18 protein-coding genes are annotated in these 21343 nt (G+C 74.3%); 11 read left to right on the forward strand and 7 right to left on the reverse strand.

The features are described 5' to 3' along the window. Positions 1-22 precede the first annotated feature (22 nt). The 3 genes from CUD01_RS09610 to CUD01_RS16570 all read right to left on the reverse strand — a co-directional run bounded on the left by CUD01_RS09610 (position 23) and on the right by CUD01_RS16570 (position 3244). Complete coding sequence (locus tag CUD01_RS09610) at positions 23-1288, reverse strand: carboxylate--amine ligase (RefSeq protein ID WP_141320620.1); 1266 nt, start codon at positions 1286-1288, stop codon at positions 23-25. Beyond that, positions 1285-2745 carry an NADP-dependent phosphogluconate dehydrogenase gene (gene gnd / locus CUD01_RS09615; protein WP_094180172.1) on the reverse strand — a complete coding sequence of 487 codons (1461 nt, stop codon included), beginning with the start codon at positions 2743-2745 and terminating at the stop codon, positions 1285-1287. Before gnd ends, CUD01_RS09610 begins: the two co-directional genes overlap by 4 nt. Positions 2746-2872: 127 nt before the next feature. Beyond that, a complete protein-coding gene (locus CUD01_RS16570; protein WP_166771998.1) occupies positions 2873-3244 on the reverse strand; it encodes a YbaB/EbfC family nucleoid-associated protein in 372 nt (123 codons plus the stop codon). Positions 3245-3606: 362 nt separating this feature from the next. Between CUD01_RS16570 and CUD01_RS09625 the strand changes: the two genes are divergently transcribed. From CUD01_RS09625 to CUD01_RS09650, 6 genes are all read left to right on the forward strand, one after another. After that, the gene (locus CUD01_RS09625; protein ID WP_094180174.1) at positions 3607-4191 is read left to right on the forward strand and encodes a DUF3000 domain-containing protein; all 585 of its coding nucleotides are present in this window, start codon (positions 3607-3609) and stop codon (positions 4189-4191) included. A 113-nt stretch (positions 4192-4304) separates the two neighbouring features. After that, positions 4305-4808, forward strand: coding sequence for a helix-turn-helix transcriptional regulator (locus CUD01_RS17255; protein ID WP_280525816.1), 504 nt, complete (start codon positions 4305-4307; stop codon positions 4806-4808). A gap of 67 nt (positions 4809-4875) precedes the next feature. Continuing rightward, positions 4876-6210 carry an HRDC domain-containing protein gene (locus tag CUD01_RS09635; RefSeq protein WP_141320624.1) on the forward strand — a complete coding sequence of 445 codons (1335 nt, stop codon included), beginning with the start codon at positions 4876-4878 and terminating at the stop codon, positions 6208-6210. Between the two features lie 192 nt (positions 6211-6402). Next, entirely contained in the window at positions 6403-7665 is a 1263-nt protein-coding gene (locus CUD01_RS09640; protein ID WP_141320626.1) for a thiolase family protein, read from the forward strand. 56 nt (positions 7666-7721) lie between these two features. Next, positions 7722-9836 (forward strand): 3-hydroxyacyl-CoA dehydrogenase NAD-binding domain-containing protein, encoded by a 2115-nt coding sequence (locus CUD01_RS09645; protein WP_141320654.1) that lies wholly within the window; start codon positions 7722-7724, stop codon positions 9834-9836. A 147-nt stretch (positions 9837-9983) separates the two neighbouring features. Beyond that, on the forward strand, positions 9984-10652 hold the full coding sequence (locus CUD01_RS09650) for a maleylpyruvate isomerase N-terminal domain-containing protein (protein WP_094180177.1): 669 nt from the start codon (positions 9984-9986) through the stop codon (positions 10650-10652). Here the strand turns inward: CUD01_RS09650 and pflA are convergent. From pflA to CUD01_RS09670, 4 genes are all read right to left on the reverse strand, one after another. After that, positions 10649-11542 carry a pyruvate formate-lyase-activating protein gene (gene pflA, locus CUD01_RS09655; RefSeq protein WP_141320628.1) on the reverse strand — a complete coding sequence of 298 codons (894 nt, stop codon included), beginning with the start codon at positions 11540-11542 and terminating at the stop codon, positions 10649-10651. The genes CUD01_RS09650 and pflA overlap by 4 nt on opposite strands. Before the next feature lie 88 nt (positions 11543-11630). Next, positions 11631-13904: a formate C-acetyltransferase gene (gene pflB, locus CUD01_RS09660; protein ID WP_141320630.1), complete on the reverse strand. Its 2274-nt coding sequence runs from the start codon at positions 13902-13904 to the stop codon at positions 11631-11633. Between the two features lie 111 nt (positions 13905-14015). After that, positions 14016-15905, reverse strand: coding sequence for a 1-deoxy-D-xylulose-5-phosphate synthase (gene dxs / locus CUD01_RS09665; RefSeq protein ID WP_141320632.1), 1890 nt, complete (start codon positions 15903-15905; stop codon positions 14016-14018). 78 nt (positions 15906-15983) lie between these two features. Beyond that, positions 15984-16571: a DUF4126 domain-containing protein gene (locus tag CUD01_RS09670; RefSeq protein ID WP_141320634.1), complete on the reverse strand. Its 588-nt coding sequence runs from the start codon at positions 16569-16571 to the stop codon at positions 15984-15986. A gap of 65 nt (positions 16572-16636) precedes the next feature. On the opposite strand from CUD01_RS09670, the gene CUD01_RS09675 reads away from it, so the two are divergent. The 5 genes from CUD01_RS09675 to CUD01_RS09695 all read left to right on the forward strand — a co-directional run bounded on the left by CUD01_RS09675 (position 16637) and on the right by CUD01_RS09695 (position 21316). Then, entirely contained in the window at positions 16637-17464 is an 828-nt protein-coding gene (locus CUD01_RS09675; protein WP_141320636.1) for an alpha/beta fold hydrolase, read from the forward strand. Positions 17465-17557: 93 nt separating this feature from the next. Beyond that, the gene (locus CUD01_RS09680; RefSeq protein ID WP_141320638.1) at positions 17558-19012 is read left to right on the forward strand and encodes a GuaB1 family IMP dehydrogenase-related protein; all 1455 of its coding nucleotides are present in this window, start codon (positions 17558-17560) and stop codon (positions 19010-19012) included. Then, positions 19009-19707, forward strand: a complete 699-nt coding sequence (locus tag CUD01_RS09685; protein ID WP_244937733.1) for a type 1 glutamine amidotransferase — start codon at positions 19009-19011, stop codon at positions 19705-19707. The genes CUD01_RS09680 and CUD01_RS09685 overlap by 4 nt, the downstream gene beginning before the upstream one ends. After that, positions 19704-20426, forward strand: a complete 723-nt coding sequence (locus tag CUD01_RS09690) for an NUDIX hydrolase (RefSeq protein WP_232514672.1) — start codon at positions 19704-19706, stop codon at positions 20424-20426. Before CUD01_RS09685 ends, CUD01_RS09690 begins: the two co-directional genes overlap by 4 nt. After that, the gene (locus CUD01_RS09695; RefSeq protein WP_244937734.1) at positions 20423-21316 is read left to right on the forward strand and encodes a phosphotransferase; all 894 of its coding nucleotides are present in this window, start codon (positions 20423-20425) and stop codon (positions 21314-21316) included. Before CUD01_RS09690 ends, CUD01_RS09695 begins: the two co-directional genes overlap by 4 nt. Positions 21317-21343: the final 27 nt, after the last annotated feature.

Consider the following 21343-nt stretch of genomic DNA (forward strand, 5'->3'; position numbering starts at 1 on the left):
TCGACGCTTGCGCCGACGCGGGTCAGAAGCCCGTGTCGGTGGGCTCCGGGTACCAGCGACGGAACTTGCGCACCTGGTTGACCGCTGCCGCGAGCACGTAGAACCGACGCCGCGGCGACAGGTCCTTGCGGTAGCGCAGCGGGTGCGCGGTGGCGCCCGCCCGGATCAGGCCGCGCACGCGCGCCGCGAGCTGCGGGTCCCGCACGTACCGCAGCAGGAGGCGGTGCGGCAGGATCGAGTAGAGCACCTCGCGGTCGACGACGACGGGATCGACCGCGCGGTTCTCGATGCGGTCCTCCACGACGAACCGCACCGGGTTGGCACCCGCCGCGGTCACGTAGTAGTTGTTCCGCCCGATGCGCGGGTTGACCTCGAAGAACCGGAACCGGCCCGTGCGCGGGTCGACCTTGACGTCGAAGTTCGCGAAGCCCACGTAGCCGGTCGCGGTGAGGAACCGGTGCGCCTGCTCGAGCATCGCGTCGTCGCGGTAGGTGACCATCGCGGCCGGGTTCCCCAGGCCGGAGGGGGTGTGCTCCTCGAGCAGCACGTGCGCGCAGCACGAGAGGGTCACGACCCCGCGCTGGTCCACGTACGCGGTGACCGAGCGCATCTGCGTGTCGTCGCCCGGAACGAGTTCCTGCACGACGAACCGGCCGCGGTACCCCGCCGCGCGCAGCGAACGCCACAGCGCCGCGAGCTCGTCGGCCGAGGAGATCTCGAAGACCTTCTTCTTCCCCTCGAACTCGACGTCCTGGTAGTCCGCGCTGCTCGCCGCCTTCGCGATCAGCGGGTACTCCAGGTCGACGGGAACGTCGGGCTCATCCGCGCCGAACGACTGGACGATCGTGCGCGGGACCGAGATGTCGAGCTCGGCGCAGATCTCCGCGAACGTCGCCTTGTCGCTGATGCGGGCCAGCAGGTCCGCCGAGAGGAACGGCACCGCGTAGAACGGCTCGAGCTCGGTGCGGTGCTCGACGACGACGCGCACGAGCCAGTCCGAGTTCGCCATCAGCAGCAGCCGGCGGTCCGGCAGGCGGTGCGCGACCTGAAGCAGACGGTCGACGAGCTGGCGCGGGTCGTGCCCGTCCGCGACGATCTCGTGCTCGACGATCTGCGAGTGCTGCACGGGACCGAGCGCGGCGCCCGCGACGACCACGGACGTCACGCCGTACTGCTCGTGGAACGAGCGCGCGAGCGCGTAGACACCGATGTCCGCGCCGAGGATCACGGGCTGGAGCGCACGCGCGTCCGTCCCGTGACCCCCGGCGGGGGCGCTGGCCTGCGTCACGCGTCCTGCTCGGTGCGGTCGCCCGACCACAGGGTGTGGAACGAGCCGTCACGGTCGGTGCGGCGGTAGGTGTGTGCGCCGAAGAAGTCGCGCTGCGCCTGGATGAGGGCGGCGGGCAGGCGCTCGGCACGCACGCCGTCGTAGTACGCGAGGGACGACGAGAACGCGGGGGTCGGCACGCCGTGCAGCGCGGCCCCGGCGACGATCCGACGCCACGCGGCCACACCGTTGCCGACCGCACCGGCGAAGTACTCGTCGGCCAGCAGCAGCGGCAGGTGCGGGGCGCGCTCGTACGCCTCGGTGATGCGGTTGAGGAACCGGGCGCGGATGATGCAGCCGCCGCGCCAGATGCGCGCCATGGCCCCGCGGTCGATGTCCCAGCCGAACTGCTCGGAGGCGGCGGCGATCTGGTCGAAGCCCTGCGAGTACGCCACGACCTTGGACGCGTACAGCGCCAGGCGCACGTCCTCGACGAACGCGTCCCGGTCGGTCACCTCCCACGGGGTGGTCGCCGCGGGCAGCACGCCGCGCGCGGCCTCGCGCTGGGCGACCCCGCCGGACAGCGCGCGCGCGAACGTGGCCTCCGCGATCCCGGTGATCGGGACACCCAGGTCGAGGCCGTTCTGCACGGTCCAGCGGCCGGTGCCCTTCTGCTCCGCCTGGTCCAGCACCACGTCGACGAACGCCGACCCGGTCGCCGCGTCCACGTGCTGCAGCACGTCGGCGGTGATCTCGATGAGGAACGACTCGAGGTCCCCGGTGTTCCACTCGGCGAAGATCTCGCCGATCTCGGCGGCGGACGCGCCCAGCCCCTGCTTGAGCAGGTCGTAGGCCTCAGCGATGAGCTGCATGTCCGCGTACTCGATGCCGTTGTGCACCATCTTGACGAAGTGCCCGGCGCCGTCCGGGCCCACGTACGTGCAGCAGGGCACGCCGTCGACCTTCGCCGCGATCGTCTCCAGGATCGGGCCCAGGCTCGCGTAGGACTCGCGCGTGCCGCCCGGCATGATCGACGGGCCCAGCAGCGCGCCCTCCTCACCGCCCGAGACGCCCGAGCCGACGAAGTGCAGGCCCTGGGCACGCAGCGCGTTCTCGCGGCGCACCGTGTCCGGGAAGTGCGCGTTCCCGGCGTCGACGACGATGTCGCCCTCCTCGAGGAACGGCACGAGCTCGTCGATCACCGCGTCGGTCGCCGCACCGGCCTTGACCATCACGACGACCTTGCGCGGCCGCTCGAGCGACGCGACGAAGTCCGCGACCGACTCGGACGGCACGAACGTGCCCTCGTCGCCGTGCTCGGCGACCAGCGAGGCCGTCTTCTCCCACGACCGGTTGTGCACGGCCACGGTGAAGCCGTTGCGGGCGAAGTTGCGCGCCAGGTTGCGGCCCATGACCGCGAGCCCGGTGACGCCGATCTGCGCGATCCCGACCTGACCGCCGGGGGCGATGTCGACCATGCTGTGTGGTGCTCCTTCGGTTCGTCGCCTCGGCGGGCGCGGACGTGTGGTGTGCCGGATGAGGTGCCGCCTCAGCCTAGTGCGCACGCCCCGACGCCCCGCCGGGACGATCAGGGGTCAAGATGTCTCACCGCGGGGCCGCGCCGAGCGTGAGGTCCTCCCGCATCGCGGCCAGCAGCGGGGAGCCCGCTCCGAGGCGCCGCTCGACGAGCGCGAGCGCCGACGCGTCGACCTGGTGCGCCGCGGCGCGGGCCGTGTCCTCGACCAGCCGTGCGAGCGTCGCGGCGGGCAGCGCCGTCGCGCGGTCGGACAGCACGAGCCGGACGAGGCGTCCGCGCGCGTCGACCTCCACGCGCACCTCGCCACGCCCGGAGCGCGCGGACGCGTGCTGGCGCGCGAACTCGTCGCGCAGCGCCTCGGCCGCCTCCGCGTGCCGCTCCGCGTCACGCACCTGCCGCGCGATGCGCTCGCTCGCCCCCTCGTGCCAGGCGCCCTCCACCCCGCCGTCCGGGCGGCCATCCGGGCGGCCATCAGGGCGGCCATCCGGCCCGCCGTCCGGCCCGCCGTCCGCGGCGGCGCCGGGTGCTGAGACCGTCGACGACCCGCTCGCGCGCGACGGCGCCGACCCGGCACGCGGCCTGCGGCCGCCCGTCCGCGCCGAGGGGACGAAGCCCCCGCCCGTGTCCCCCGTGTGTGGTCCGTTCGCGTCCATGACTGCTCCCCCGTCGCTCGTCGTCGGTGCGCCTCGTGCGGCACGGTCGGGACGGTAGCGGCGTGGCGAGGACGCCCGAGCGCGTCCTCCACAGGCGCTCGGCGCGCCCTGCACGCGCGCGTGGGTCCCGTTGCCTACGCTCGGCAACCATGACCCCCGCCGGCCCCGACGACGTCCCCGTCGAGTTCGTCCAGGCCCTGCGTTCGCTGCGTGCCGTCAGCGTCCGACCCGAGGTGCTCCTCGACGAGGTGCCGGGTCCGGCCCGCATCGCGCCCTTCTCGGCGGCGCTCACGGCCGAGGTGCGCACCGCGCGTCGCTCCGTCGCGGCCGCCGAGCTCGCGTCGGGCCGGTTCGTCGTGCTGTACGACCCGGCGGGCCAGGAGGCGTGGGACGGCCGGTTCCGGCTGGTGACGCTCGTGCGGGCGACGCTCGAGCCGGAGGTCGGCGCGGACCCGCTGCTCGCGGAGGTCGCGTGGACCTGGTTCCTCGACGCGCTCGCGAGCGTCGGCCTCGAGGCGCACGCCGCGGGTGGGACGGTCACCCGGGTGCTGTCCCAGAGCTTCGGCGCGCTCGAGGTGCGGGCCGAGCAGACCGAGCTCGAGATCCGCGCGTCGTGGACGGCGGCGGACGACGACCTGCGCGACCACCTGCGGGCGTGGGAGACGCTGCTGTGCACCGCGGCCGGCCTGCCGCCGCTGCCCGAGGGCGTGGTCCCGCTCGGTCCGCGCCACTGACGCTCGGTCCGCACCGCTGACGCGCAGCCTGAGCAGCGCACTCACGTCACCGGTGTGACGGATTCGTCCTACCGGGGCTCAAGTCCCCGGACCGGGGTGCCGATCAGCACGTCGTGAGCATCGAGCCGCTGCGCCGCGCACCCGTCGCCCGTCCTGCTGCCTCGGCGGGCCAGGCCGCGACGCGCCCCGCCGCGGCCCATCACATGTGCGTCGTGGTCACCGAGCTCGCCGACGGCGACGGGAGCTCGCTCGTGCAGAACCTGCGCCGCCGCGGGAGCCAGCGCGTCGTCGTGCTGACCCGCCGCGCGAGCCGCCAGGAGCTCGGCATCCTGCTCGCCGGCGGGGTGCGTGGCGCGGTCGCGGGCGCCACGTCGCCGTCGCTCCAGCGCACACCGGCCGCTCCCCCGCCCGCGCCGTCCCTGCCGGAGCTCACGACCCGTGAGCTGAGTGTCCTCAAGCTCGTCGCCCAGGGGCGCAGCAACCGGCTGATCGGCGAGGAGCTCGGCCTGTCGGCGCTGACGGTCAAGAGCCACCTCGCGCGCATCTCCCGCAAGTTCGGCACGGGCGACCGTGCCCACCTGGTCGCCATGTCGTTCCGTGGCGGACTCCTCGACTGACGCTGTCGTCCCACGACTTGCGGCGCGCTTCGCGTGGCAGCGCAGCCACGTCGCCTACGGTGGGAACATGCGACCTGAGGACGACGAGCGCGCGCCCGCCGGGACCGCGGACGTCGACTCCTCGACCGTGGCCGACCCGGCAGTGACCGACCCGGCAGCGACCGACGACACCACGACGCCCGGGACCCCCGCGGCGGTGCAGGTCGTCGCACTGACCGAGCCGGCCGAGGGCGTCCCGCCGGTCGTCGACACCCCCGAGGCGCTCGCCGCCGTGGTCGCGGACTTCGGCGCGGCGACCGGCCCCGTCGCGGTCGACGCGGAGCGCGCGTCGGGGTACCGCTACGGCCAGCGCACGTACCTGGTCCAGCTCCGGCGCGAGGGCGCCGGCACGGCGCTCGTCGACCCGATCGCGCTGCCCGACCTGTCGGCGCTGTCGGAGGCGCTCGTCGGCGTCGAGTGGGTGCTGCACGCCGCGTCGCAGGACCTGCCGGGCCTCGCGGAGCAGGGCATGCGCCCCTCGCGCGTGTTCGACACCGAGCTCGCCGCCCGGTTGCTGGGCATGGAGCGCGTGGGGCTCGCGGCCGTCGTGGCCGACACCCTCGGCCTCGGCCTCGCCAAGGAGCACTCGGCCGTGGACTGGTCCACGCGTCCGCTGCCGGTGGAGTGGCTGCGGTACGCGGCGCTCGACGTCGAGGTGCTGGTGGAGGTGCGTGAGGTCCTGGCGGAGCGGCTCGCGGTGAGCGGCAAGGCCGAGTGGGCCGCCCAGGAGTTCGAGGCCGTGCGGACCGCACCCGCGCCGCCTCCACGCGTGGAGCCGTGGCGCCGCGTCTCGGGCCTGCACGCGGTCCGGGACGCGCGTCGGCTCGCGGTCGTGCGCGAGCTGTGGGAGACGCGTGACACGAACGCGCGCCAGCGCGACCTGTCGCCCGGGCGCGTGCTGCCGGACGCGGCGATCGTCGCGGCCGCGCAGGCGCTGCCACGCGGTGTCGCGGCACTGACGGCACTGCCGGCGTTCTCGGGCAAGGGCACGCGGCGGCGCGCACCGCTGTGGCAGTCCGCGATCGACCGCGCGCTCGCGCTGCCCGACTCCGAGCTGCCGTCGGTGCGCGGGCCGAAGAGCGACGCGCCCCCGCCGCCGCGCGCGTGGGCGGACCGTGACCCTGCCGCTGCCGCACGGCTCGCCGCCGCGCGCGACGTGGTGGCGAGCCTGTCGGAGCAGCACACGGTGCCGGTCGAGAACCTCCTGCAGCCGGACCTGCTGCGGCGCCTGTGCTGGTCGCCGCCCTCCTCGCTCGACGCGGGGTCGATCGCCGAGCAGCTCACCGCCGGGGGCGCTCGCGCGTGGCAGGTCGAGCTCGTGGCGGGGCCGTTCGCGGCGGCGTTCGCGACCCTCGGGGCCTGAGTCGGGCCTGAGCCGGGCCTGAGCCCGGATCGCTGGGCGGGAACCCGCCCGGGGCCGGGCGGCGGATGTTACTCTCGGGTAACTTCGGCCCGGTGGGTCGAAGGTCCCGGCGTCCGTGCAGGTCGCGGGACACCCGCAGCGCTTCCCGGTCGTTGACCACCCCTGGACACCGTCGTCCCTCAGGAGGCCCCGATGCCCGCCGCCCCCGCCGTCCGTCGCACCGTGTTCGTCGACGGGGTCCGCACCCCGTTCGGCCGCGCACGCCCCGACGGCCTGTACGGCCACACACGCGCCGACGACCTCGCGGTCAAGACCGTCCGTGAGCTCCTGCGCCGCCACCCGCAGCTCCCGCCGGAGCGGGTCGACGAGGTCGCGATCGCCGCGACCACGCAGGCCGGCGACCAGGGCCTGACCCTCGGCCGCACGGTCGGCGTGCTCGCCGGGCTGCCGCGCAGCGTGCCCGGCTACGCGATCGACCGCATGTGCGCCGGCGCGATGACCGCGGTCACCAACCTCGCGGGTCAGATCGGCGTGGGCGCGGCCGACGTCGCGCTGGCCGGCGGCGTCGAGCACATGGGCCACCACCCCATGGGGTTCGACGCCGACCCCAACCCGCGCTTCCTGTCCGAGCGGCTCGTCGCGGCCGACGCGCTCAACATGGGCGTGACGGCCGAGAACCTGCACGACCGCGACGCGGGCCTCACGCGCGAGCGCGCCGACGCGTACGGGGTGGCGAGCCAGCGCAAGTACGCCGACGCGCTCGCCGCGGGCAAGATCGACCCGGACCTCGTACCCGTCGCCACGCGCGACCCCGAGCGGGGCTGGGGTCTCGCGACGGCCGACGAGCCGCCCCGTCCGGGCACGACCGTCGAGGCGATCGCCGCGCTCCCGACCCCGTTCCGCCCCGGCGGACGCGTCACGGCGGGCACCTCCGCGCCGCTGACCGACGGCGCCACCGCGTGCCTCCTGGCCGCCGAGGACACCGCCGCCGAGCTCGGCCTGCCGGTGCGCATGCGGCTCGTCTCCTTCGCGTACGCGGGCGTCGAGCCCGAGATCATGGGCGTCGGTCCGGTGCCCGCGACGCACCGCGCGCTCGAGCGTGCGGGTCTGACGATCGACGACATCGGGCTCTTCGAGATCAACGAGGCGTTCGCCGTGCAGGTGCTCGCGTTCCTCGACGCGTTCGGGATCGCGGACGACGACCCGCGCGTCAACCCGTACGGCGGTGCGATCGCCGTGGGTCACCCGCTCGCGTCGTCGGGCGTCCGCCTCATGACGCAGCTCGCCCGCCAGTTCGCCGAGCGGCCCGAGGTCCGCTACGGGCTCACGACGATGTGCGTCGGTCTCGGCCAGGGCGGCACCGTCATCTGGGAGAACCCGCACCACGCCGAGTACGAGCCGACGGCCACCACCGCGGCCGGCGCCGCGCCGATCGACGAGGAGGTCGCCCCGTGAGCGGCGAGACCACCCCCACGCCCACCCCCACGAAGAACGACCCCACGACCCGCGCCGTGGGCTCGCCGCGCGCCGAGCGCGTCGCGCACGCCCTCGCCCGCGACGTCCGCCTCCCCGACGGGGCGGGCACGCTCGCCCTCGTCACGATCGACAACGGCCTGGACCACACCAAGCCCACCACGTTCGGCCCGACGGGCATCGCGGAGCTCACCGCGACGCTGACGTCGGTGCGCGACCGCGTGCGCGCCGGCGAGGTCCAGGCGGTCGCGGTCACGGGCAAGCCGTACTACCTGGCCGCCGGCGCCGACCTCACGCAGGTCACGGGCGTCACGAGCCGCGAGGAGGCTCTTGCGCTCGGCCGGGGCGGCCACGCCGCGTACGGGCTCCTGCACGACATGGGCGTGCCGACGTTCGCGTTCGTCAACGGCGTCGCGCTCGGCGGCGGGTTCGAGCTCGCGCTGAACTGCGACTACCGCACGGCCGCCGCCGACGTCCGCGCGCTCGCCCTGCCCGAGACGGGGCTCGGCCTCGTGCCGGGGTGGGGCGGTGCGTACCTGGTCCCGCGGCTCGTCGGCGTGCAGGACGCGCTCGACGTCATCCTCACGCGCCCCGCGGCGAACAAGCCGTTCACGGCGCAGCAGGCGGAGCGGATCGGGCTGGTCGACGTCGTGCTCGACACGGCCGACTTCCTCGAGGAGTCCGTGCGCTGGGCCGCGCGCGTCCTGCGGGGGGAGGTCGTCGTGCCGCGCCGCGAGCTCGACGACGAAGCCACGTGGCGCGCGGTGACCGACGCCGCCCGCGCACGCCTCGACGCGACGATCCACGGCTCGCGGCCCGCTCCGTACCGGGCGCTGGACCTCGTCGCCCACGCGCGCGACCGCTCACGCGAGGAGGCGTTCGCCGCGGAGGACGAGGCGCTCGCCGACCTCATCCTGTCCGACGAGATGCGCGCGTCGGTCTACGCGTTCGGGCTCGTCTCGGGTGGCAAGCGACCCGTCGGCGCACCCGACGCCGCGCTCGCCCGCCCGGTGACGCGCGTCGGGATCGTCGGCGCCGGGCTCATGGCCGCGCAGATCGCGCTGCTGCTCGCGCAGCGGCTCGGGGTACCGGTGGTCATGCGCGACCTCGACGACGAGCGCGTGGCCAAGGGGCTCGAGGCGGTCCGCTCGGGCGTGGAGCGGCTCACGTCGACCGGCAGGCTGTCGCCCGCGGCAGCGTCGCGCCTGCTCGGCTCCGTGCGTGGCACCACGGACCTCGCCGACCTCGCGGACTGCGACCTCGTGATCGAGGCGGTGACCGAGGTGCTCTCGCTCAAGAAGCGGGTGTTCGCGGAGGTCGAGCAGGTGGTCTCGCCTGACGCGGTGCTCGCGACGAACACCTCCGCCCTGTCGGTCACGCAGATGGCGGCGGACCTGCAGCATCCCGAGCGCGTCGTCGGGCTGCACTTCTTCAACCCGGTCGCCGCCATGCCGCTCGTCGAGGTGGTGCAGGCCGAGCGCACCTCGCCCGAGGCCCTCGCCACGGGGTTCGCGGTCGCGAGCCGGCTCCGCAAGACGGCCGTGCTCGTCGCCGACCGCCCGGGCTTCGTCGTCAACCGCCTGCTCGTGCTGCTGCTCGGCGTGATCGTCGACGCGGTCGAGAAGGGCACGCCCGTCGAGGTCGCGGACCGCGCGCTGCGGCCGCTCGGCCTGCCCATGCCGCCGTTCGAGCTGTTCGACCTCGTCGGTCCGGCCGTAGGCCTGCACGTGCTCACCTCGCTGCGCGAGGACCTGGGCGAGCGGTTCCCCCGCTCCCCCGGTCTGGCCAGGCTCGTCGAGGACGGCACGACCGTCGTGCTGCCCGCCGCCGCCAAGGGCCTGCCCAAGCCTGTCGACCCGGCGATCCAGGCGACGTTCGACGCGGCCCGCGAGGCCGAGCCGCTCGGCGAACCGCTCGACGAGGCGGGCGTCCTCGACTCGGTGCTCGCGGCCCTCACGCGCGAGATCGGGCACATGCTCGACGAGGGCGTGGTCGCCACCCCGCAGCAGATCGACCTGTGCATGATCCTGGGTGCCGGCTGGGGCTTCCACCTCGGTGGGATCACGCCGTACCTGGACCGCACGGGCTGCAGCGAGCGGGTGCTCGGGCGCCGGCTGCTGCCGGACGGCGTGGCGAACGTCCCCACAGCGTGACCACGCGGCCGGACAGCGCGCTCTGACCACGACCTGACCGCACGACCTGACCGCACGACGACGCGTGAGGGCGGTCGCACCCACGGTGCGGCCGCCCTCACGCGCGGTCCCGCCTCCTCACCCACCGGACGTGACAAGGTTGTCCCCATGTGGCCCGATCTGACCTTCGTCGGCTCCCTCGACCCCCGCGCGGCCGTGGGGGCGTCGCGCCTGCTCGCCGGCCTCGTCGCCTGGCCCGAGATCACGACGCGCTGGCACGACGAGTCGGCGTGCGCCGGCATGAGCGTCGGGGCCCTCACCTGGCACCTCGTGAACCAGCCGCAGCGGATCGTCGAGACGCTCGCGGCCCACGACCCGCACGACTCCCGGTTGGCCGAGCCGATCCCCGTCTCGACGCACTACGCGAACGCCGTGTGGATCCGCGAGGACCTCGACGGCCCGTCGAACGTGGGTGTGCGCGAGCGCGGCGAGGAGCAGGCGGCCGCAGGCCCGCAGGCGGCTGCCGCCGCGGCGGTCGAGGTCGCGGCACGGCTCGACGTCGCGCTCACGACCGCGCCGCCTGTCGTCGTCGTGCCCTGGACCGGCGCGGCCATGGCGATCGAGGACTTCGTCGCGACCCGGCTGCTCGAGATCGTCGTGCACTCCGACGACCTGGCCGCGAGCCTGTCGGTCCCGGCACCGCGCTTCGCGCCCGAGGCGCTGTCGCCCGTGCTGACCCTCCTGACCGACCTCGCGCTGCGCCGGCACGGGCAGGACGCACTGGTGCGGACGCTGAGCCGCCCCCAGCGCGCTCCCGAGCAGGTCAGCGCGTTCTAGAAGACCTGCAGGCCGCGTGCGCGGAACTGACCGCGCACCCGCTCGACCAGCTCGGGGCTGGGCGGCTGCGTGTCCTCGAGCTCGTACCGCATGCCCAGCTCGGCCCACTTGTCGCGGCCCATCTGGTGGAACGGCAGCACCTCGACGCGCGTCACGCACTCGCCGAGCGACGCGACGTACTCCGCGACCTTCTCGACGTTCTCGACGTCGTCCGTCAGGCCGGGCACGAGCACGAAGCGGATCCAGACCTCCGTGTCGCCGCGCGCCGCGAGGCGCCGGCCGAACTGCAGCGTGGGCTCGAGCTCTCGGCCCGTGACGCGCTTGTAGGTCTCCGGGTCGCCGGACTTCACGTCCAGCAGGACGAGGTCGAGGTCGTCGAGCATCTCGTCGGTGCACTGCGCGCCCAGGTAGCCGGACGTGTCGATCGCGGTGTGCACGTCCATGGCCTTCGCGCCGCGCAGCAGGCGCCGCACGAACGCGGGCTGCATGAGCGGCTCTCCGCCGGAGATCGTCAGGCCGCCGTGCGTCGCACGCATGACGCCGCGGTAGCGGCTCACCCGCGCGAGCAGCTCGTCGGACGTGACGTCCGTGCCGCGGCGCATCTCCATGGTGTCGGGGTTGTGGCAGTACAGGCAGCGCAGCGGGCAGCCGGCCAGGAAGACCGTCATACGGGTCCCGGGCCCGTCCACCGCGGTGACGAGCTCCCACGAGTGGACCGACCCGACCTCGCCCGCACGCACGGCGGCGAGCCGCGCGGACCGGTCCTCGTTCGTGGCCTCCTCGAGGCCCTCGGTGCCCGCGCCCTGCACGCGCCCGTGCGCGCCGCCCACGAGCGGCATCCCCAGCGGGACGACCGGGGCCCCGACCTGCGGGTCGGTCACCGTGCTCATCGTCGTCTCCTCTGGGGGTGCGGGAAGGGGTGTCCGACCGGGGTGGGTCCGCGTGTCAGCGGGACGGACCCACCCCGGCGGCGTCGTGTCAGACCGCGCCGTGGAACGTCCGCGACAGGACGTCGAGCTGCTGCTCGCGCGTCAGCCGGACGAAGTTCACGGCGTAGCCGCTCACGCGGATGGTGAGCTGCGGGTAGTTCTCCGGGTGCTCCATCGCGTCGACGAGCGTCTCACGGTTCAGCACGTTGACGTTCATGTGGTAGCCGTGGGACATCGTGTACGCGTCCAGGAGGCCGACGAGGTTGGCGATCTGCTCGTCCCGCGTGCGGCCGAGGCCCGAGGGCACGACCGACGACGTGAGCGAGATGCCGTCCTGCGCCTGCGCGTAGGGCAGCTTCGCGACCGACAGCGCGGAGGCGAGCATGCCGTGCGTGTCGCGGCCGTTCATCGGGTTGGCGCCCGGGGCGAACGGCTCGCCGTGGCGCCGGCCGTCGGGCGTGGAGCCCGTCGCCTTGCCGTACACGACGTTCGACGTGATGGTCAGCACGGACTGCGTGTGCAGCGCGCCGCGGTACGTCGGGTTCTGGCGGATCTTGCGCATGAACGTCTCGACCAGGTACACCGCGATGTCGTCGGCACGGTCGTCGTCGTTGCCGTAGGTCGGGAAGTCGCCCTCCACCTGGTACTCGGTGACGAGACCGTCCGCGGTGCGCAGCGCGCGCACCTTCGCGTACTTGATGGCCGACAGCGAGTCCGCCACGACCGACAGGCCGGCGATGCCGCACGCCATGGTCCGCAGGATGTCGCGGTCGTGCAGCGCCATCTCGATGCGCTCGTACGCGTACTTGTCGTGCATGTAGTGCACGCAGTTGAGCGCGTCGACGTAGGTCTGGGCGAGCCAGTCCATCGTCTTGTCGAACTTCGCCATGACGTCGTCGTAGTCGAGGAACTCGCCCTCGACCGGCGCGGACACCGGGGCGATCTGCTTGCCCGAGACCTCGTCGCGGCCGCCGTTGATGGCGTAGAGCAGCGCCTTGCCCAGGTTCACGCGGGCACCGAAGAACTGCATCTGCTTGCCGACCCGCATCGGGGACACGCAGCACGCGATCGCGGCGTCGTCGCCCCAGTCGGCACGGATCAGGTCGTCGGACTCGTACTGCACGGCGGACGTGTCGATCGACACCTGCGCGCAGAACTTCTTGAAGCCCTCGGGCAGCGCGTCGGTCCAGAAGACCGTCATGTTCGGCTCGGGCGCCGGACCCAGGTTGTACAGGGTCTGCAGGAAGCGGAACGAGTTCTTGGTGACGAGCGTGCGGCCGTCCTCGCCCATGCCACCGATGGTCTCGGTGACCCACGTCGGGTCGCCCGAGAACAGGTTGTCGTACTCGGGGGTGCGCAGGAACCGGACGATGCGCAGCTTGATGACGAAGTCGTCGATGATCTCCTGCGCCTGCTCCTCGGTGATGGTGCCGGCGGCCAGGTCGCGCTCGAGGTAGATGTCGAGGAACGTCGACGTGCGGCCCAGCGACATCGCGGCGCCGTTCTGCTCCTTCACCGCGGCGAGGTAGCCGAAGTACAGCCACTGCACGGCCTCGCGGCCGGTCGTCGCGGGGCCCGAGATGTCGTAGCCGTAGGACGCGGCCATCTGCTTGAGCTCGCCCAGCGCACGGATCTGCTCCGCCAGCTCCTCGCGGGCCCGGATGACGTCCTCGACCGAGCGCTCCATGTCGAGCTCGGCCTTCTCGAGCTTCTTGGCGTCGATCAGCGCGTCGACGCCGTACAGCGCGACGCGGCGGTAGTCACCGATGATGCGGCCGCGACCGTACGCGTCCGGCAGGCCGGTGATGATGTGCGACGAGCGCGCGGCGCGCACGTCCGGGGGGTACACGTCGAAGACGCCGTCGTTGTGCGTCTTGCGGTACTTGGTGAAGATGTCGACGATCTCCTGCGGCGCCTCGTAGCCGTACGTCTGCAGCGAGGTCTGGACCATGCGCCAGCCGCCGTTCGGCATGATCGCGCGCTTGAGCGGCGCGTCGGTCTGCAGGCCGACGATGACCTCGTCGTCCTTCGCGATGTACCCGGGGGCGTGCGAGGTGATGGTCGACGGGGTCGCGGCGTCGACGTCGTAGACGCCCTTCTCGCGCTCCTCGGGGAACAGCTCGGAGAGCTTCGACCAGATGCCCGTGGTCCGCGCGGTGGGGCCGGCCAGGAACGCCGCGTCACCCTCGTAGGGCGTGTAGTTGCGCTGGATGAAGTCGCGCACGTCGACGTGGTCGACCCAGGGTCCGGCGACGAACCCCGCCCAGGCTGCAGGCGTCGTCGCCTCGAGGTTGTCGGTGCCGGGTACGGCGGTGGTGGACATCTTCGCTCCTCGTGGAATCGGTCCGGTACCACCGAACCTACGGAGCGAATGATGGGATGTCTCGGGACCCTGGTCCCGTACCCCGTGTGCCCCGAATCACACCTGTTCGCGTCAGCGGCGGGACAGAGCCGTCAGCACGTCCCGCGTGATGTCGCCGGGCGTGAGCCGCAGGGCCGTGACCAGCTGGTCGCGCGTCGCGTGCGGCAGGAACTCGCGCGGCACGCCGAAGGCCTGGACCGGCACGACCACGCCCTGCTCGACCGCCCGCTGCGCGACGTGCGACCCGACTCCCCCGTCCACGAGACCGTCCTCGACCGTCACGACGTGGTCGTGCTCGCCGACGAGCTTCGTGAGGGCCTCCGGGACCGGCAGGACCCAGCGCGGGTCGACGACCGTCACGTGCAGCCCGTGCGCCGCGAGCTGCTCGGCCACCTCGAGCCCCGTGCCGACCATCGACCCCACGCCGACGACGAGCACGCGCCGGGCGCCGGCGTCCGCGGCCTCGTGGCGCGCCAGCACGTCCAGGCCGTCGAGGTCCTCGAGCGCGGGGATCTCGGCCACGAGCGCACTCTTCGGGTAGCGGACCACGGTCGGTGCGTCGTCGACGTCCACCGCCTCGCGCAGCGCGGTGCGCAGCGTCGCCTCGTCGCGCGGGGCGGCCAGCCGCAGGCCCGGGACGATCGCGAGCATCGCCATGTCCCACATGCCGTTGTGGCTCGCGCCGTCGTCGCCCGTGATGCCCGCGCGGTCCAGGACGAACGTGACGCCCGCGCGGTGCAGCGCGACGTCCATGAGCACCTGGTCGAACGCGCGGTTGAGGAACGTCGCGTACACGGCGACCACCGGGTGCAGGCCGCCGAACGCCAGGCCCGCGGCCGAGGTCGCGGCGTGCTGCTCCGCGATCCCCACGTCGAACACGCGGTCCGGGAACTCCGCCGCGAACGGCGCGAGACCCACCGGCTGGAGCATGGCCGCGGTGACCGCCACCACGTCCGGCCGGCGCCGGCCGATGCGGACGATCTCGTCGGCGAACACGCTCGTCCAGCCGAACCGCGACGGTGCGACCGGCAGCCCCGTCTCGGGGTGGATCACGCCGACCGCGTGGAACCGGTCCGCGACGTCCTGCTCGGCGGGCGTGTAGCCGCGCCCTTTCTCGGTGATGACGTGCACGATCACCGGGCCGCCGAACGCCTGGGCGCGTCGCAGCGCGCGCTCGACGGCCTGCTCGTCGTGCCCGTCCACCGGACCGACGTACTTCAGGCCCAGGTCCTCGAACATGCCCTGCGGCGCGACGACGTCCTTGATGCCCTTCTTGAGGCCGTGCAGCGCGTCGTACGCGAGGCGTCCCGGCGGACCGGAGCGCGTGAGCGTGCGCTTGCCCCAGGACAGCACGTTCTCGTAGCTCTGCGTGGTGCGCAGCGCGTCGAGGTGCATCGCGAGGCCGCCGATCGTGGGCGCGTAGGAGCGGCCGTTGTCGTTGACCACGACGACGAGCCGACGGTCCTGCGCGGCGGCGATGTTGTTGAGCGCCTCCCAGGCCATGCCGCCGGTGAGCGCTCCGTCGCCGATCACCGCGACGACGTGCCGGTCCGAGCGGCCCTGCAGCTCGTTGGCCTTGGCGAGGCCGTCCGCCCAGCTCAGCGCCGTGGAGGCGTGGGAGTTCTCGACGACGTCGTGCTCGGACTCCGCGCGGCTCGGGTACCCGGACAGGCCATCGCGGCGCCGCAGCGCGGCGAAGTCCTGGCGCCCCGTGAGCAGCTTGTGCACGTAGGACTGGTGGCCGGTGTCGAACACGAACGTGTCCCGCGGCGAGGAGAACACCCGGTGCATCGCGATCGTCAGCTCGACGACCCCGAGGTTCGGGCCGAGGTGACCGCCGGTGCGCGCGACCTGGTCGACCAGGAAGGTGCGGATCTCCTGCGCGAGCGCGTCCAGCTGGCCCGGGCGCAACGCCCGGACGTCCGCCGGCGTGCGGATGGACGACAGCAGCGAACGTGCCACGCGGTCCTTGCCTCCCTCGTCCTGGTGCCCGCCCGCTCGCCCGTGACCGGTGGGCGCGGCGACGGCGGACGTCCCACTCTAGGCCGGGTCGGGCCCGCGCGTCGCGGCACGCCGCCGGCGCCGGAGCACGACGAACGCCACGACGAGCGCGACGAGCAGCACGAGGACGAGGAGCGGGACGAACACCGCGGCCAGGCTCAGCCCAACGGAGGTGCCGTCCTCGACCGTCGAGACGACGGGCGCACCGGCCCCCAGCGTCGCGGCGTTCACCACGGGCCGGACCGTCGCCTTGCCGGCGTGCACGAGCGCCGCGACGAGCACGCCGGCGACGAACGGCACCCACGCGTGCCGCTCGACCCAGTCCGACCGCTCGAGGTCAGCGGCGGCGGAGGTCGCGGCGAACACCACACCGCCGGACAGCGGCCGGATCGCGGTCTGCACCGCGTCGTTGACCGAGTCGACCACCGGCACCTTGTCGAGCACGACGTCCGCGAGCAGCAGGACGGTGCCGATGCCGATCGCCCACCAGGACTCGATCCACACGAGCGAGTCGGGCAGCGTCACCACATCGGTCAGGCGCGCGAGGAGCGCGACCACGAGGAACGGGATGTAGGCGTTCAGGCCCGCGGCCATGGACAGGCCGATCCCGGTGAGCGCGACGAGCATGACGGCGACCCTAGCGAGCCGGCGCCCGCGCGGCGCGTGTGGGCGCCCGGACCCATACTCGGGCCGTGACCACCACGTCCCGCACGCTGACCCTGCCCGACGGCCGTGTGCTGCGCGCGCACGCGAGCGACGCACCCCCGGACGCACCCGTCGTCGTGTGGCACCACGGCACGCCGCAGTCCGGCGCGCTGCTCGAGCCCGTGCTCGCCGCGGCCCGACCCCGCGGCCTGCGCGTCGTGTCCTACGCGCGACCGTCGTACGGCGGGTCGTCGCCCGCGCCCGGCCGGGACGTGGCGTCGGCCGCAGGCGACGTCGCGGCGGTGCTCGACGCGTTCGACGTGCCGCGAGCGGCGCACGTCGGGGCGTCCGGGGGCGGCCCCCACGCGCTCGCGTGCGCCGCGCTGCTGCCGGACCGCACGACGGCGGTCGTCAGCATCGCCGGGCTCGCGCCGTTCGACCCGGACTTCGACTGGGCCGCCGGCATGGCCTCGGACGCCGCGCTGCGAGCGGCGTCCGCCGGGCGCGGGGCCCGGGCGCGCGTGGACGACGACGGCGTCGCGGGGTTCGTCGACGCCGACTGGCACGTGCTGGACGGCCCGTGGGCCGCGCTCGGTGCCGACGCGGGACCCGCGGGCGCGGCCTGGCCCGACGGCGCGGTCGACGACGACGTCGCCTACGCCTCACCGTGGGGGTTCTCCCCCCGTGACGTGCGCGCGCCCGTGCTGCTCGTGCACGGCGGCCTCGATGGCGTCGTCCCGTCGACGCACAGCCGCCGCCTGCTCGGCCTGCTGCCGGACGCCCAGCTGTGGGAGCGCCCGCACGACGGGCACGTCTCGGTGCTCCGTGCGCTGCCCGTCGCGCTGGACTGGCTGATCGACACGCTCGGCGACTGACGGCGTCTCCCGCGGACCCGACCCGCGACCACGGCGGCGGACCGGCCGGTGGTACCCCCGCCGGGTAGCATGCATCGGAAAGGGGTACCCCTCATGCGATTCCTGCCCGGCCACTCGGCCACCTCCGACCTGACCTACGGCGACGTCTTCCTCGTCCCGACGCGGTCCGAGGTCACCTCACGTTTCGACGTCGACCTGGCGACGACCGACGGCACCGGCACGACGATCCCCGTGGTCGTCGCGAACATGACGGCTGTCGCGGGCCGCCGCATGGCGGAGACGGTCGCGCGCCGCGGCGGGATGGCGGTCATCCCGCAGGACATCCCGGTCGACGTCGTGGAGGACGTCGTGCGGTCCGTCAAGGGCGCGCACCCCGTCGTCGAGAGCGCGGTCGTCGTCTCGCCGCACGACACCGTGCACACCGCCCTGACGCTCATCGGCAAGCGGTCGCACGGCGCCGCGGTGGTCCTCGCGGACGGCCGCCCGGTCGGCGTCGTGACCGAGGCCGACTGCCAGGGCGTCGACCGCTTCACGCAGGTCGAGGACGTCATGACCGCGCACCCCACCACCGTCGACCTCGAGGTCGTCGAGGCCGGCGGTGCGCGGGGGCTCGAGGCGGCGTTCGAGAAGCTGCACTCGAGCCGGCGCCGGTTCTCCCCGGTGGTCCGCGACGGCGTGCTCGTCGGCGTGCTCACGCAGGTCGGCGCGCTGCGCTCGTCCATCTACCGCCCGGCGCTGGACGACTCCGGCCGCCTGCGCATCGCAGCCGCGGTCGGCATCAACGGCGACGTCAAGGCCAAGGCCGCGGCGCTGCTCGAGGCGGGCATCGACACGATCGTGGTCGACACCGCGCACGGCCACCAGCGCAAGATGCTCGACGCGCTCGCCGCGGTCCGCGCGCTCGACCCGCAGGTGCCGGTCGTCGCGGGCAACGTCGTGACCGCGGAAGGCACGCGCGACCTCGTCGAGGCGGGCGCCGACATCGTCAAGGTCGGCGTCGGCCCGGGTGCCATGTGCACGACGCGCATGATGACCGCCGTCGGACGGCCGCAGTTCTCGGCCGTCCTCGAGTGCGCCGCGGAGGCGCGTCGCCTCGGCGCGCACGTATGGGCGGACGGCGGCGTGCGCCACCCGCGCGACGTCGCGCTCGCGCTCGCGGCCGGTGCGTCGCAGGTGATGATCGGCTCGTGGTTCGCGGGCACGCACGAGTCGCCCGGCGACCTGCACGAGGACAGCTCGGGCCGGCTCTACAAGGAGTCGTTCGGCATGGCGTCCGCGCGGGCGGTGGCGGCGCGCACGCGCGGCGGCTCGGCGTTCGAGCGGGCGCGCAAGGCGCTGTACGAGGAGGGCATCTCGTCCTCGCGCATGTACCTGAACGCGCGCCGGCCGGGCGTCGAGGACCTGATCGACCACATCACCTCCGGGGTGCGGTCCGCGGCCACGTACGTCGGCGCCGCGACGCTCGACGAGCTCCACGACCGTGCGACGGTCGGCATCCAGTCGGCCGCCGGCTACGAGGAGGGCCGCCCCCTCCCGGACGGGTGGTGAGCGTGCGCCCGGTCCTGGTCCTCACGCACGTCCCGTACGAGGGACCGGGCATGATCGCGCCCGGTCTGGACGCGCCGGTGCGGGTGCGCACGGTCGTCGGGACCGCGGACCCCGCCCTGCCGGACGTCGCGGAGATCTCCGGCCTCGTCGTCATGGGCGGTCCGATGGACGCCGACGACGACCGCGGCCACCCCGGGCTCGCCGCCGAGCGGCGGCTGCTCGCGGCCGCGGTCGAGGCGGACGTCCCGGTGCTCGGCGTGTGCCTCGGCGCCCAGCTGCTCGGCATGGCGCTGGGCGCACCGCTGCTGCGACGGCACGGCACGGAGATCGGGTTCGCACCGGTCGACGTCCACCACGACGACGTCGTGCTCGGCCCGCTCGGCTCGCGCCCCACCGTGCTGCACTGGCACTCCGACGCGGTCGACCTGCCGCCGGGCGCGACGCTGCTCGCGTCGTCGGACGTCACGCCCGTCCAGGCGTTCCGCGCCGGGAGCGCGCTCGGCGTGCAGTTCCACCTCGAGGTCGACGCGTCGATGCTCGAGCTGTGGCTCGGTACGCCCGGGCTCGTGGGCGGCCTGGAGGACGACCAGGTCGAGCAGGTCCGCCTCGACGGCGCCCGCGTGCTGCCGACCCTCGTGCCCGCCGCGCGCAAGGTCGTGCAGCTGTTCGCCGAGCAGGTGCGGACGCGCGGGTGAGCTCGCCCGGCCGACCCCTGAGCCCTGCGGACGCACGCGACGAGCTCGTGGCGCTCGTCGAGCGCGGCGTGCGCTGGCCCGTGGACCCCGCGCGTGCGCTGCGCGACCCTGCTCGCGCGCGCCGGTCGGCCGTGCTGGTGCTGCTCGGGGTGCTCGACCACCTCCCCGCGCACGCACCGGGGGTGCCACGCGTGCCGGCCGACCTCGACGTGCTGCTGCAGCGCCGGTCCGCGACGGTGGGGCACCACCCCGGCCAGGTGGCGTTCCCCGGTGGCGGTCTCGACCCGCAGGACGCCGGCCCGCGCGAGGCCGCGGTGCGTGAGGCGGTCGAGGAGACCGGTCTCGACCCCGCGGGCGTCGAGGTGCTGGGCACGCTCGCGGACGTCCCACTCCCGGTGAGCGACAACCTCGTGACCCCCGTCGTCGCGTGGTGGGCGACGCCGTCCCGGGTCGCGGCTGTCGACCACCGCGAGGCCGTCGAGGTGTTCCGCACGCCGGTCGCCGAGCTGCTGGACCCGGCCCGACGCGGGGTCGTCGAGCACGCCGGTGTGCGCGGTCGGCTCCGGACACCCGCGTTCGTCGTCGGTGACGGCGTGCTGGTCTGGGGCTTCACCGCGCTCGTGCTGGACGGGATCCTCGACGGGTTGGGATGGACGGTCCCGTGGGACCGCACCCGGGCGTTCGAGCGGCAGAGGTTCGAGCCGAGCGGGCCCACGTGAGCGGCCCACGGCACCCGCTGATCGAGGTCGAGGTGAGCGCTGCGCTCGCGCGGGACCTGCTCGTCGAGCAGCACCCGGACCTCGCCGACCTGCCCCTGCACGGGCGCGTGCACGGGTGGGACAACATCACCTGGCGGCTCGGCGAGACGCTCGCGCTGCGCTTCCCGGTCCGCGAGGTGAGCGCGCCCCTCGTCGCGACCGAGCACCGGTGGCTGCCGCAGCTCGCCGCACGGGTACCCGTGCCCGTGCCGGCTCCGGTGCGCACGGGCCGCCCGTCGGCGCGCTACCCGTGGCCGTGGACGGTCGTGCCATGGTTCCCCGGGACCGTCGTAGCCACGACCGACGTCACCGAGCGCACGCCGTGGGCGCACGAGCTGGCCGAGGCGCTCGCGGCGCTGCACGTGCCCGCGCCCGCCGACGCTCCGGTCAACCCGTACCGCGGCTGCTCGCTCGCGTCACGCGCCGACGTCGTCGGCCCACGGCTCACCGACGCGCCCGGCATCCCGCACCGTGCGGCGCTCGTGGACGCGTGGCGCGACGGTCTGGCCGCACCCGTGTGGGACCGAGCGCCGGTCTGGGTCCACGGCGACCCGCACCCCGGCAACCTGGTGAGCGACGCCGGCCGGCTCACCGCGCTCCTCGACTTCGGCGACCTGGGGCACGGCGACCCCGCGAGCGACCTCGCGACCGGCTGGCTGACGTTCGACGTCGCGGGCCGCGAGGCGTTCGTCGCACGCACCGCACAGGTGCGTGCGTGGGACGACGCGACCTGGCGCCGGGCCCGGGCGTGGGCCGCCGGGCTCGTGCCCGTGTTCCTGGCCCACCCCGAGGAGTACCCGCTCATGGCGCGCGTCGGGCGGCACGCGGCGGAGCAGGTCGCGGCGTCCTGACCTGCGTCGGCGCGGTGTATACGCGTC

The sequence above is a fragment of the Cellulomonas uda genome (genome assembly GCF_006538705.1).
Taxonomy (GTDB): domain Bacteria; phylum Actinomycetota; class Actinomycetes; order Actinomycetales; family Cellulomonadaceae; genus Cellulomonas; species Cellulomonas uda.

Bases quoted from the DNA above. Each gene is read 5' to 3' on its own strand.
- gnd (WP_094180172.1), bottom strand. From the start codon at position 2,745: ATGGTCGACATCGCCCCCGGCGGTCAGGTCGGGATCGCGCAGATCGGC.
- CUD01_RS09625 (WP_094180174.1), top strand. From the start codon at position 3,607: ATGACCCCCGCCGGCCCCGACGACGTCCCCGTCGAGTTCGTCCAGGCC.
- CUD01_RS09635 (WP_141320624.1), top strand. From the start codon at position 4,876: ATGCGACCTGAGGACGACGAGCGCGCGCCCGCCGGGACCGCGGACGTC.
- CUD01_RS09640 (WP_141320626.1), top strand. From the start codon at position 6,403: ATGCCCGCCGCCCCCGCCGTCCGTCGCACCGTGTTCGTCGACGGGGTC.
- CUD01_RS09650 (WP_094180177.1), top strand. From the start codon at position 9,984: ATGTGGCCCGATCTGACCTTCGTCGGCTCCCTCGACCCCCGCGCGGCC.
- pflA (WP_141320628.1), bottom strand. From the start codon at position 11,542: ATGAGCACGGTGACCGACCCGCAGGTCGGGGCCCCGGTCGTCCCGCTG.
- pflB (WP_141320630.1), bottom strand. From the start codon at position 13,904: ATGTCCACCACCGCCGTACCCGGCACCGACAACCTCGAGGCGACGACG.
- CUD01_RS09670 (WP_141320634.1), bottom strand. From the start codon at position 16,571: ATGCTCGTCGCGCTCACCGGGATCGGCCTGTCCATGGCCGCGGGCCTG.
- CUD01_RS09680 (WP_141320638.1), top strand. From the start codon at position 17,558: ATGCGATTCCTGCCCGGCCACTCGGCCACCTCCGACCTGACCTACGGC.